The sequence below is a fragment of the Streptomyces sp. NPDC047017 genome (assembly GCF_040644175.1).
Taxonomy (GTDB): Bacteria; Actinomycetota; Actinomycetes; order Streptomycetales; family Streptomycetaceae; genus Streptomyces.
In genome coordinates this window covers 35363-47630 of record NZ_JBEYVW010000030.1, presented here as the reverse complement: position 1 = coordinate 47630, position 12268 = coordinate 35363, and the positions used below count along the sequence as shown (strand labels likewise).

Annotated in this window: 11 protein-coding genes; 1 reads left to right on the top strand and 10 read right to left on the bottom strand. The window is 72.6% G+C overall.

Translation table 11 applies throughout. The annotated features are described in order from the left end of the window. Nucleotides 1-153 precede the first annotated feature (153 nt). From ABZ858_RS34850 to ABZ858_RS34815, 8 genes are all read right to left on the bottom strand, one after another. Nucleotides 154-1041, bottom strand: a complete 888-nt coding sequence (locus ABZ858_RS34850; protein WP_361388169.1) for a DUF5936 domain-containing protein — start codon at nt 1039-1041, stop codon at nt 154-156. 41 nt (nt 1042-1082) lie between these two features. After that, nucleotides 1083-2024, bottom strand: coding sequence for a type II secretion system F family protein (locus ABZ858_RS34845; protein WP_361388166.1), 942 nt, complete (start codon nt 2022-2024; stop codon nt 1083-1085). Nucleotides 2025-2122: 98 nt separating this feature from the next. Next, nucleotides 2123-3460 carry a CpaF family protein gene (locus ABZ858_RS34840; RefSeq protein ID WP_361388163.1) on the bottom strand — a complete coding sequence of 446 codons (1338 nt, stop codon included), beginning with the start codon at nt 3458-3460 and terminating at the stop codon, nt 2123-2125. A 23-nt stretch (nt 3461-3483) separates the two neighbouring features. Next, entirely contained in the window at nt 3484-3870 is a 387-nt protein-coding gene (locus tag ABZ858_RS34835) for a TadE/TadG family type IV pilus assembly protein (protein WP_361388255.1), read from the bottom strand. Between the two features lie 394 nt (nt 3871-4264). Further along, the gene (locus ABZ858_RS34830) at nt 4265-4660 is read right to left on the bottom strand and encodes a TadE/TadG family type IV pilus assembly protein (RefSeq protein ID WP_361388160.1); all 396 of its coding nucleotides are present in this window, start codon (nt 4658-4660) and stop codon (nt 4265-4267) included. Continuing rightward, nucleotides 4657-5913 carry an AAA family ATPase gene (locus tag ABZ858_RS34825; protein WP_361388157.1) on the bottom strand — a complete coding sequence of 419 codons (1257 nt, stop codon included), beginning with the start codon at nt 5911-5913 and terminating at the stop codon, nt 4657-4659. The genes ABZ858_RS34830 and ABZ858_RS34825 overlap by 4 nt, the downstream gene beginning before the upstream one ends. A 13-nt stretch (nt 5914-5926) precedes the next feature. Continuing rightward, entirely contained in the window at nt 5927-6634 is a 708-nt protein-coding gene (cpaB, locus tag ABZ858_RS34820; RefSeq protein WP_361388154.1) for a Flp pilus assembly protein CpaB, read from the bottom strand. Between the two features lie 62 nt (nt 6635-6696). Next, the gene (locus ABZ858_RS34815; RefSeq protein WP_361388252.1) at nt 6697-7626 is read right to left on the bottom strand and encodes a hypothetical protein; all 930 of its coding nucleotides are present in this window, start codon (nt 7624-7626) and stop codon (nt 6697-6699) included. Between the two features lie 492 nt (nt 7627-8118). On the opposite strand from ABZ858_RS34815, the gene ABZ858_RS34810 reads away from it, so the two are divergent. Beyond that, the gene (locus ABZ858_RS34810) at nt 8119-9786 is read left to right on the top strand and encodes a glycoside hydrolase family 18 protein (RefSeq protein ID WP_361388249.1); all 1668 of its coding nucleotides are present in this window, start codon (nt 8119-8121) and stop codon (nt 9784-9786) included. 80 nt (nt 9787-9866) lie between these two features. On the opposite strand, the gene ABZ858_RS34805 is transcribed toward ABZ858_RS34810, so the two are convergent. Together ABZ858_RS34805 and ABZ858_RS34800 are read right to left on the bottom strand one after the other, a co-directional pair. Beyond that, complete coding sequence (locus tag ABZ858_RS34805; RefSeq protein ID WP_361388151.1) at nt 9867-10583, bottom strand: hypothetical protein; 717 nt, start codon at nt 10581-10583, stop codon at nt 9867-9869. A gap of 85 nt (nt 10584-10668) precedes the next feature. After that, nucleotides 10669-12144, bottom strand: a complete 1476-nt coding sequence (locus ABZ858_RS34800) for a gluconate:H+ symporter (protein ID WP_361388148.1) — start codon at nt 12142-12144, stop codon at nt 10669-10671. Nucleotides 12145-12268 lie beyond the last annotated feature (124 nt).

Genomic DNA, 12268 nt, shown 5'->3' with positions numbered 1-12268 from the left:
ATCGCGTCATACGCCCACCCGGTTGCCTCGGTATCCCCGGCAGCGGCGAAGGCGCCGACGTCGACACCGACGCCGGGCCCGCTCCCCGCCCCGTCCGCTCCCCCGTCACCGTCATGACCTCACCCCTCCCCCTCGTCCCGCCCCTGACTTCCCCTACTTCCCCGTCACCGAGCCGAAGTCCACTCCGGAGCCCAGGATCAGGCCCGCGGCGAGGAGGATCAGGGTGGCCGGGACCATGAAGGTGGTGATCATCAAGGTGGCCTTGGGGACGGCGCGGGCGGCCTTGCGGCGGGCGTTCTGCGCGTCGGTGCGGCGCATGTCCTTGGCGAGGGCGACCAGCGTGTCCACGATCGGGGCGCCCAGTTCCTCGCCCTGCTGGAGGGCGGTGACGAACATGGCGACCTGCTCGGAGTCGTTCCTGCGGCGCAGTTCCGCGAAGGCCTCGCGGCGGCTCATGCCGAGGTCCATCTGGCGCAGGGTGATGCGCAGTTCGTCCGCCCACGGGCCCTCGTAGCGCGTGGCGACGCGGTCCAGGGCCTGGCGGAAGCCGAGTCCGGCGCTGACCACGACCGCGAGCACGTCGAGGAAGTCCGGCAGGGTCCGCTCGATCACGTCCCGCCGGATGCGGATGGCCGACCAGATGCCGACCTCCGTCCAGAACGCGCCGAAGGCGAGCAGGAGCACGGCCACCAGATACTGGCCGCGCACCACGAACACCAGGCCGCCGACGCCGCCCAGGAAGCCGTAGACCGCGCGCCGGGCCGCGTAGCGGTCGATGGTCAGGCCGCCCGGGTTGCCGGCCAGGTCGATCCTGCGGCGGTAGCGGGCGACCAGCTTCGGGCCCATCAGGCGCAGGACGGCGGGGGCGTAGCGCATGCCGAGGCGGTCGATGACCGAGTCGACCGCGCCGGTGCGGGTGGCGCCGACCTCCAGGGCGAGCGCCAGGTCGCTGGGCAGCCGGGCGTCGGCGCGGTACATGCGGACGCCGGCGAAGGCGCCGAAGACGCCGAGGCCCATCATGAGCGCGAGCAGCCATGCCATCGGTCGCCGCGCCTCCTTCCGTCTTGCGTCGGCCGGGTGGTTCAGACGTCGATGCGGGACAGCCGCCGGATCAGGAAGAACCCGACGGCGTACAGGGCGAAGGCGATGATGACCGCGATCTGGCCGGCCGGGGAGCCGGTCATGCGTTCGAGGGCGCCCGACCGGACGCCGTTCATCAGGAAGAGCGCGCCGACGCCGAGCACGGGGACGGCGTAGGAGGTCATGGTGACCTGGGAGAGCTGGGTGCGGATCTCGCGGCGGGTCTCCTTGCGTTCCTCCAGGGTCTCGGTGAGGTTGCGCAGGGCGCTGACCACCTGGCCGCCCGCCCGGTTGGACAGGACCAGGGTGGTGACCAGGACGACCAGTTCACGTGAGGGCAGCCGGTCGGCCAACTCGCCGAGCGCGTCGTCCATCGAGGCGCCCAGCGCGAGCTGGTGGGCGACCTTGCCGAGTTCCTCGCCTGCCGGGGCCTCCAGTTCCTCGGCGGCCATGCCGATGGCGGTGCGCAGGGCGAGGCCGGCCTGCGTGGCGTTGGCGAGGATGCGGGCCAGTTCGGGAAGCTGGTTGATGAACTTCTCGATGCGTTTCTGCCGCTGCCAGGTGAGGAACTGCAGGGCCGCCCAGATGCCGAGGAGGCCGGCGAGCGGGCCGAAGAAGGGGGCCAGGGCGGCCTGCCCGATCAGCCAGAGGGCGGCGGTGACGGCGAGCATGGCGGCGAAGAACTCGCCGGGGGTGACGTCCAGGCCGGTGGCGGCCAGTCTCCGTTCCAGCCGGCGGCCGGTCTTGGTGCGGCGCAGGCGGCGGTCGAGGTTCGGGAAGCGGCGCCGGCGGCCGGCCGGGGCCGGGCCGGTGTACGTCAGCCGGTCGACGAGTTCCGCCCGCTGGGCGCGGCCCGTGGTGTGGGCGTGCAGGCCGACGACGGCCAGGACGCAGGCCAGCAGGGTGGCGCCGGTGGTGAGGGCGACGAGGGTGCTCAAGTCCATGGGGTGCTCCTGTCCGTGCTCCTGTCCGTGCTCCGGCCCGTGCACCTGTCCGTGCTCCGGCCCGTGCACCTGTCCGTGGTCATGTCCATGGGGTGCTCCTACCTGGCTTCCCGGGTGGCCAACTGGTCGGCGGACTGGGCGACGCCGAAGGCCGCGGGCAGCGGCTGGCCCGCCATGTAGAGGCGGTCGGCGGCGCGGCGGGGCAGCGGGTGGTACGCGAAGACGCCATGGATACGGCCGTCGCCGGTCATCGGGCGGGCGGCGAAGCGGGCGACGGTCGCCAGCCGGTACGGCTCGCTGCCGTGGCTGTCCAGCAGGGCGATCTCGGTGACGCGGCGGGCGCCGTCGGCGAACCGGGTGAGCTGCACCAGGACGTCCACGGCGCTGTTGATCTGGTCGTGCAGGGCGGGGAAGGGGATCTCCACGTCGGACATGGAGGCGAGGGTCTGCAGGCGCATCAGGGCGTCCTCGGCGCTGTTGGCGTGCACGGTGGCCAGCGAGCCGTCGTGGCCGGTCGACATGGCCTGGAGCATGTCCAGGGACTCGCCGCCGCGGACCTCGCCGACGACGATGCGGTCGGGGCGCATGCGCAGCGAGTTGCGCACGAGGTCGCGGATGCCGATCCGGCCGCGGCCCTCCACGTTGGGCGGGCGCGCCTCCAGCCGTACGACGTGCGCCTGCTGGAGCTGGAGTTCGGCGGAGTCCTCGATGGTGATGATGCGTTCGCCCTCGGGGATCAGGCCGGAGAGGGCGTTGAGCAGAGTGGTCTTGCCGGTGCCGGTGGCGCCGGACACGATGATGTTGAACTTGGCCTGCACCAGGGCGGCCAGCAGGTACAGCATGGGTTCGTCGAGCGAGCCGAAGGAGATCAGCTCCGGCAGGGTGAAGGAGCGCGGGAAGCGGCGGATGGTGAGGATCGGGCCGGTCAGCGACAGCGGCGGGATGATCACGTTGACGCGTTCGCCGGACGGCAGCCGGGCGTCGACCATCGGGTTCGACTCGTCCACGCGCCGGTTGACGGTGGAGACGATCCGTTCGATGGTCTGCATCAGCTGGTCGTGGGAGGCGAAGCGCAGCGGGAGCTGTTCGACCCGGCCGCCGCGCTCGACGAAGACCGCGTCGGGGCCGTTGACCATGATCTCGGTGATGGAGGCGTCTTCGAGGAGGGGTTCGAGGATGCCGAGGCCGAGTGCCTCGTCGACCACGCGGCGGATCAGCTGGGCGCGTTCGACGGTGGACAGGACCGGGCCCTCGCGGCTGATGATGTGCCCGAGCACCCGCTCCAGCCGGGCCCGCCGGTCGGCGGTGGCCAGCGCGCTCATCTCCGCGAGGTCGATCTCCTCCAGCAGCTTGGCCCGGTAGGAGGCGACCAGATGGCCGTCCTCGCCCCGGTTGCCGTTCTCCTCGGGGGAGGTGATCCGTGCGCGCAGGCTCATGGGTGCGGGCTCCTCGTCCTTCGTCAGTGGTCGAGCGGCATGGTGGCGGTCTTGGTGGCGGTGCCGACCGGGTTCCACAGCGGGATGACCGACGGGATGCGGACGGTGGCGGTGACGGTGACCGTGTCGCCGCCGGGCGCGGCCGCGCAGCTGGTACGCCCGGCGAGCCAGCCGCTGACCGCCTCGGCGCACGCCTGCTGGGCGTCCTTGTCCAGGGAGGCCGCGCGGGCCCCCGCCCGGGCCGCGGTGCCGGCCTGCTGGGCGCTGTAGGCGACGAGCCCGATCTGGACGGCGGCCAGGGCGACCAGCAACAGGACGGGGATGAACCCGAGATACTCGATGGCGACCTGCCCGCGCTCGCGGCGGGGGGCGGGGCGCGCGGAGGGCCCGGAGGGCGCGGGGAGCGCGATGCGGCCTTTTCCGGCGGTACGGGCGCTGCCGTCACCGGCCGCAAGAGCGCTGCCGTCACCAGTCGTGCGGGCGCTGCCGCCACCGGCGGTACGAGCGCGGCGATCTCCGGCGGCGCGGACGTTGCCGCCATCGGCTGTACGAGCGCGGCCACCACCGGCGTAACGGGCGCGGCCACCTCCGCCGTGACCGGCGCAGCCACCACCGGCGACACACGCGCAGCCACCTCCACCCTGACCGGCGCAGCCACCACCGGCGACACACGCGCAGCCACCTCCACCCTGACCGGCGCAGCCACCACCGGCGACACAAGCGCAGCCACCTCCACCCTGACCGGCGCAGCCACCACCGGCGACACAAGCGCAGCCACCTCCAGCGGTACGAACGCGGCGCATGTCAGTCCTTCACCTCCTCCACCGCGGCGGCGTGGCCGGTCACCGGGATCGGGAAGCCGATCAGGCCGGGCAGGAGGACGGGGACCTTCAGGTGTACGTCGGCCGTGACGTAACCCGTGCCGCCCGCCCCGCAGGTGATGTCGGCGCCGTCGCGCCAGGCGGCCGGCAGGTCCTGCTCGCCGGCCGCACGGCAGGCCGCCGTCCGGTCCCCCGTCGCCGCGGTGGCCGCCCGGGCCGCCTCGTCGGCGGCGTTGCCCGCCAGGGTGTACGTGTAGCCCAGCAGCACGCACTGCCACAGCAGTACGAGGGTGATGACGATGGTCGGTGCCATGCCCAGGAGTTCGATGGCGACCTGTCCGCTGTCGGACCGTAACCGCGCTGCGGTGCGCCTGTTCATCCGCCCGCCTCCCTGCGCCGCCGCAGGCCCCCGGCGCCCCGCTCGCCGCGCGGCCGGCCGTGCCCCTTGGCGGCGGTCTCGGGGGCCGCGACCAGGCCGAGTTCGCCGGCCAGGCCCCACAGGGCCTGCTTGACGGTGCTCCGGTTGTCCAGTTCGTGGACGCGGCCGGCGTCGACCGCGCCTTGGAGTTCCTTGAAGTTGGCGGGGATCGCGGTGCCGGCCACCGCGGTGCCGGTGATCTTGCGGATGAGCGGTGGCTGGATCTCGGTGGCCCGGGTGTGGCGGTTGACCACGACCGTGGTCTCCTCCGCCTTGCGGATCTGCAGCCGGTCCCACATCCGTACCGTCCGCTTGGCCGCGCGCACCGCGACCACGTCGGGGGTGGTGACCAGCAGGGCGGTGTCGGCGCTCTCCACGGCCGCCGCGCTCGCGCCGCTCAGCTGGGCCCCGCAGTCCAGTACGACGATCTCGTAGCGGGAGCGCAGGGCGCCGATGATCTGCCGGGCGGCCCGGTCGGTGACCTCCTCGCCGCGTTCGCCCTCGGCGGGGGCGAGCAGCAGCGCGAGGCCGCTGTCGTGGCGGAAGACGGCGTCGGCCAGGACGCGCGGGGAGATGTCGGCGATGGCGGCGAGGTCGACGACCGAGCGGCGGAACTGCACGTCCAGGTAGGAGGCGAGGTCGCCGGTCTGGAGGTCCATGTCGACCAGGGCGGTGCTGCGCCCGGCGGCCTGGGCGGCCAGGGCGAGCTGGACGGCGGTCAGGGTGGCGCCGACGCCGCCCTTGGCGCCGCTGACCGTCACCACGCGCCCGCCCACACCGGGCAGCACGTCGCCGCCGTGCCCGAGGTGGCGCCGTACGCCCGCCGACCACTGGGCCACCGCCTGCACCCGGGCGGCCAGTTCCTCGTAGCTCAGCGGCAGCGCGAGCAGGCCGCGGGCGCCGGCGTCCATGGCGGCCGGGAACAGGCCGGGGCCCGCGTCGGCGGTGACGAGGATGACGCCGACCGCCGGGAAGCGCAGCGCGACCTCGCGGACCAGTTCCAGGGCCGGGACCGGGCCGATCCGCTCGTGCACGACCACGATCTCGGGCAGGTCGTCCACGGACTCGGCGGCCAGCCGCGCCAGGGAGTCGACGAGCTGGGTGGAGTCGGCGACGGGGGGCAGCGGCTCGGCGTCGGGGAGCTGGCTGAGCAGGGTCGTGATGGACCGGACCGCGTCCGCGTCGCCTACGGCCGGGAGGATCCTGGTGGGCATGCGTGCGGGCCTCTCACTTGTCGTTCGCGAGTTCGTACGTGCGGTCCTTGGCGGGGACGCCGGTGTCGCTGCCCGGGGCGACCAGGGCGAGCCGGACCCGCTGGGCGAAGGACTCGGCGTAGGTGATGCGCTGGGCGTCGATGGTGGTCAGCGCGAAGGTGATCGGGACGGCCTCGGAGGGCTGCTGGCCGCGGTTGTCGGCGCCCGGGTCGAGGGCGGTGATGTGGCCCACGTCGAGCACCCTGGCACCGGTCACGATGATCTTGGACTGGGCGGGGTCGCCCTGCCGCTGCCCGGGGAAGGTGGCGTACACGTTGACCGTGGCGCCCGGTGTGATCTTGCCGGCCACACCGGTCGCCGCGTCGATCATGATGGCGACCTCCTGCTGCCCGGGGCGCAGGGCGGGCCGGTCCACCATCATGTCGCTCTGCAGCAGGGAACCCCGCTGGAGCGTGGTGACCGCGATCTTGCCGCGGAGCTGCGCGAGGTCGGTGACGGCGGTGGGCGACAGCCACCGCCTGGGCATGGAGATCTTCTCGAACTGGCTCGTGCTCAGCGCCGTGTAGGGCTGCACGTCGGTCCTGAGCCGGTACGCCGTGACCTCGGGGCCGACCTTGGACTTGACGTCGCCGATGACCGAGAGCACGCCCACGAACGCGCCGAGGGCGCAGATGACGGACAGGACCAGGATTATCACGCCGCGGCGCTGACGGGAGTTCATGAACCGTACGACCTCGTCGGGGGGTAGTCGTTCGAGCGGAATCGGAGGGCGGTGCCCGGGGCTCACCCGGCGGATGTGCGGCTCTCGTAGGGGCCTTGGGGGCCTTCGGGGGCAGTGGGGTCGTGAGGGGCAGTGGGGTCGTGAGGGGCGTGGCCGCGGCGGGGCCCGCCCGTCCGGGCCGTCGGGGCCGTCCGGGCCGGTTCCTCGGGCAGGGGCGGGACGGCGGAGCAGAAGACGCAGCGGTCCCCGATGACGTCGATGCCGCACCAGTGGCAGGGGCTCTGGCGCACGGACGTGACCAGTTGGTAGAGGACCGACAGGTCGGGCAGGTAGCCGCAGAACTCGACCAGCCGTCCCGTGCCCCACCAGGCGGCGGACTCGGCCGGGAGCGCGGCCTCGCGCAGCCCGAGCACCTGCCAGGCCGGGGCGAGGGAGGTGGTGATCCAGTCGCTCTGGAGCTGGCCCTTGGCGACGAGCAGCCAGGTGGCGAAGTCGGGTCCGGCCAGGGCGGCCTCGGGGCCGATGCGGACCAGTTGGGGCTCGGGGTGGGCGATGACGCCGAACTGGCTGCCCGGCACCCAGGACTTGGCGTGCGCCTTGAGGCCGACGGGGACGCGGTCCAGCCGGGTGACGGAGTTGAGGACGGCTCCGCAGTGGACGTAGTGGGTGAGCAGCCGGCCCGCGGAGGCGAGTACGCCGGGGCCGAGGTCGCAGGAGGCGAGCTGGCGTAACTGCCGGGCCAGGACGGCGACGGCCAGGGGCGGCAGCTCGGGCCGGAACAGGGCGATGCGGTCGCTCTCCAGCAGCACGCGGGCGGTGTGCAGCCGGCGCACCGCGGCCTCGGGCAGGGCCCGCGAGCACACCACGATCAGGTGTCCGTGCTGGTCGAGCAGGGTCCGCAGGGTGTCGAGCGTGCGTTCCAACGGCTCCTGGCCGAGGTCGCGCAGGACGACGGCGGGCACGGTCCGCTCGTCCTGCGCGGGCAGCGCCATGTCGGCGCCGGTCACAGCGATCGCAGTGGACACGCGCACTCCCCGTCTGACGCCCCTGCCGGCCCGCCGTCGTTCCGCCGGCGCACCGAGTCGACTTCACAGCGTGACTACGTGAGCACTGTAACCACGGCGCTGTGAGGGGAGAACAGCGATTCAGCAGCTCTATGGCAACTGGGGGCGCACAAGTCACTGCAAAAGGGGGCAGGTTGTGCATCCTGCACACCCCCTCAAGCGTGGGCGCCGGTGCCGCCCGTTGACCGCGGCCGCCGGGCGCGCGGGAAGGGGGTGCGGGCCGAACCGGGAGGAACGGCACCGTTCTTGGTCTGGACCTCTTGACAAGCCAATTGGTCTGGACCAACTTGTACGACCAACGGTGGCCACCGTCGCTCAGCCCCCTCCCCCTCCCTCCCCTTCTTCCCCTCGGAGGACCCAGTGGACCGCGTACCAGGCGCACCAGGCACGACCGGCCCCAGTCGGCTCCGGCCGCTGACCATCTGGTCCGGAGCCGTCATCGCCGCCCTCGCCCTCTCCTTCGCGGGCACCGGCCTGGCCTCGGCCGCCGACGTCAACAACGCCAGGAACGCCGGCTTCGAGTCGGGCCTGAGCAACTGGACGTGCTCGGCCGGCAGCGGCACGACCGTCTCCTCGCCGGTGCACAGCGGCTCGGCCGCGCTCAAGGCCACCCCGGCCGGGCAGGACAACGCCCAGTGCACCCAGGCGGTCGCGGTCAAGCCCAACTCGACGTACACGCTCAGCGCGTGGGTGCAGGGCGGGTACGCCTACCTGGGCGCCACCGGCACGGGCACCACCGACGTGTCGACGTGGACGCCGGACACGGCGAGCTGGAAGCAGCTGTCCACCACCTTCACCACCGGGTCCTCGACCACCTCGGTGACGGTGTACCTGCACGGCTGGTACGGGCAGGCCGCGTACTACGCGGACGACGTGTCGGTCTCCGGCCCGGACGGGGGCGGCGGCGGTGACCCGGCGCCCACGGTCCCGGCGGCGCCGGCCGGCCTCGCGGCCACCGGCACCACGTCCTCCTCGGTCTCCCTGGCCTGGAACCCCGTCTCCAACGCGACCGGCTACAACGTCTACCGCGGCGGCGCCAAGGTCCAGTCGGTGAGCGGCACATCGGCCACGGTGACCGGACTGACCGCCTCGACCGCGTACTCCTTCCAGGTCACCGCGGTGAACGCGGCGGGCGAGTCGGCCAGGTCGGCGGCGGTGACGGCCACCACGTCGGCCACCGGCGGAGGCGGAGGCGGCGGCACCCTGTCCAAGCACGCCGTGACGGGCTACTGGCAGAACTTCAACAACGGCGCCACCGTGCAGAAGATCTCCGACGTCCCCGCCGCCTACGACATCATCGCGGTCGCCTTCGCGGACGCCACCACCACGCCGGGCGCGGTCACCTTCACCCTCGACTCGGCCGGCCTGAACGGCTACACCGTCGACCAGTTCAAGGCCGACATCAAGGCCAAGCAGGCGGCCGGCAAGAAGGTCATCGTCTCGGTCGGCGGCGAGAAGGGCACCGTCTCGGTCAGCGACTCCGCCTCCGCGGCCAACTTCGCCAACTCGGTGTACTCCCTGATGCAGACGTACGGCTTCGACGGCGTCGACATCGACCTGGAGAACGGCCTCAACCCCACCTACATGGCACAGGCCCTGCGCGCCCTGTCCGCCAAGGCCGGACCGTCCCTGATCATCACGATGGCCCCGCAGACCATCGACATGCAGTCGACGTCCGCCGGTTACTTCAAGACCGCGCTGGACATCAAGGACATCCTCACGGTCGTCAACACCCAGTACTACAACAGCGGCGCCATGCTGGGCTGCGACGGCAAGGTGTACGCGCAGGGCACCGTCGACTTCCTGACGGCCCTTGCCTGCATCCAGCTCCAAGGCGGCCTCGCGCCGTCCCAGGTGGGCCTGGGCCTGCCCGCCTCATCCAGCGCCGCGGGCGGCGGCTATGTCTCCCCCACCGTGGTGAACAACGCCCTGGACTGCCTGACCAGGCAGACCGGCTGCGGCACCTTCAAGCCGTCGAAGACCTACCCCGACCTGCGCGGCGCCATGACCTGGTCCACCAACTGGGACGCGGCGGCGGGCAACGCCTGGTCGAACTCGGTGGGCGCGCACGTCCACGCCCTGCCGTAACCCCGGCTGCCACCGGCCCCGGAACCGGAACGGCCGGTGCCGCACCGCCCTCGCCGAGGGGGGTGCGGCATCGGCGGCGGTCAGGACTCCACGCCGTCCTTGGACGACTCGTCCTTGGTGGTCCCGTCCTTGGACGACTCGTCCTTGGTGGTCCCGTCCTTGGGCGTCCCGTCCTTGGTGGACTCGTCCTTGGGCGACTCGTCCGTTTCCGCCTCCGCTTCCCCGTCCTCGAAGTACGCGTCCAGGACCGCGTCCAACCGCGTCTCCCACTCGCTGAAGCGGGACCGCGACGGGGCCTCGATCTCGATGGGGTACCAGCGGCGCTCGGGGGTGTGGACCGTGACGGTGAACCGCTTGCCGAAGCGCGGGGTCGCCGACTCGACGGCGGCGATCTCGTCCCAGCGGAACTCGCACTCCTGGTCGTCGAGGACGAGGCGTACGCCCCGGTGGTCGGCGACGATCCGGGCGCGGCGGTCGGCGGCCTCGAACACCGGGCCGTCCGGCTCCTCGGCGTCCGGCTCGCCGGCGTCCTCGCCGTCCTCGGCGTCGGAACCGGCGCCGGGCCCGGGGCCGTCCGGCACCGCGTCCTCGGCCGGCGTGACCGGCGCCGCCGCCTCCTCCGGCCGCGTCTCCACCGGTTCCGCTACCGCTTCCGCTTCCGGTTCCGTCTCCGGTTCCGTGCGCGGGCGCGCCTGCGCGGGTGAGGTGAGGCCGGGGACGAACGCCGGGTCGAATCCGGCGCCCGTCACGGGCTCGTTCTTCAGGGGCTGGCTGCTCGAACCTTTGCGCTGCTCCACAGCGGGCAGTATGGTTCACGATCCTGTGCCGGGGACAGTCAGCCCCTACTTCGTTATCAGACTCCTACAACCGGCCGGCGACCGCTCACACGAACAGGCTCAGCACGGCCGCCACCGCGAACCCCGCCACCGACAGCACGCTCTCCAGGACCGTCCAGGTGCGCAGCGTGTCCCGTTCGCTGATGCCGAAGTACTTCGCCACCATCCAGAAGCCGCCGTCGTTGACGTGCGAGGCGAAGATGGAGCCGGCCGAGATGGCCATGATGACCAGGGCGGTGAACGCCTGGGAGTGGTGGCCCGCGGCCAGCAGCGGGGCGACGATCCCGGCCGTGGTCACGATCGCCACCGTCGCCGAGCCCTGCGCGACGCGCAGCACCAGCGAGATCAGGTAGGCCAGCACGATCACCGGCAGGCCCACGCCGTGGAAGGTGTCGGACAGGGCCTGCGCCACGCCGCTCGCCTTGAGCACCGCGCCGAAGACACCGCCCGCGCCGACCACCAGCAGGATGTTGCCGACCGGCTTGAGGGAGGCCGTGGAGACCTTCTCCAGGGACTTGCGGGACCAGCCGCGGCGCACGCCCAGCAGGTAGTAGGCGAGCACCAGGGCGATGGTGAGGGCGACGAAGGGGTGGCCGAAGAACTCGATCACGGACCGGCCGGTGGAGGGGTCCAGCGCGACCGAGGAGAAGGTGGCGGCGAGGATCAGTACCAGCGGGGTGCCGATGATGCCGAGGACGGTGCCCAGCGGCACGGGCGTCTCGCGCGGCTGGACGCCGGAGGCCCGCTGTTCCTCCAGTACCGCCCGCTTGGCCTCCTCGGCCGCCTCGGCCATGTCCTGGGGCACCTCGACGAGGACGCGCCTGCCGATCCAGGCGGCGTACGCCCAGGCGGCCAGCACCGCCGGAATGCCGCAGACGACGCCCATGAGGATGATCCAGCCGAGCTGCACGTGCAGCAGCCCGGCGGCGGCCACCGGGCCGGGGTGCGGCGGCAGGAAGGCGTGGGTCATGGACAGGCCGGCGAGCAGCGGCATGCAGTACAGCACGATCGACTTGCCGCCGCGCCTGGCGGCCGCGTAGACGAGCGGCGCGAGGACGAAGATGCCGACGTCGAAGAAGACCGGGATGCCGAAGATCAGGCCGGTCAGGCCCATGGCGAGCGGGGCGCGCCGTTCGCCGAAGAGGCCGAGCAGCCGGTCGGCGAGGACCTCCGCGCCGCCGCTGACCTCCAGGATCGCGCCGAGCATGGTGCCCAGGCCGATGATGATGGCGACGTGGCCGAGGATGCCGCCCATGCCGGACTCGATGGTGGAGACGGCGCCGGTGTTCTGGACCGTGCCGAAGAGTTCGGTGACGGACAGGCCGGCCAGCAGGCCGACGGCTATGGAGACGGCCAGCAGCGCGACGAACGGCTGGAGCCGCGCCTTGATGATCAGGAACAGCAGCAGGGCGATGCCGAGGGCGGCCACCAGGAGCAGGCCGGTCGTCCCGTCGACGAGGAGGAGCAGCCCTCCGGTGTGCGGGGGTGTCTGCGGGGCTGCGGCGGCGAGCGAGGGGGACATTCGGGGGTCCTCTGGCTAAGTACCGTAAGTGCAGGGGGCTTTCGGGCAGGGGGGATCGCGGCGCGGCACCCGGGAAGTGCGGGCGCCGCGCCGTGCGGGACGACGTGCGGTGGGGCGAGGGGGG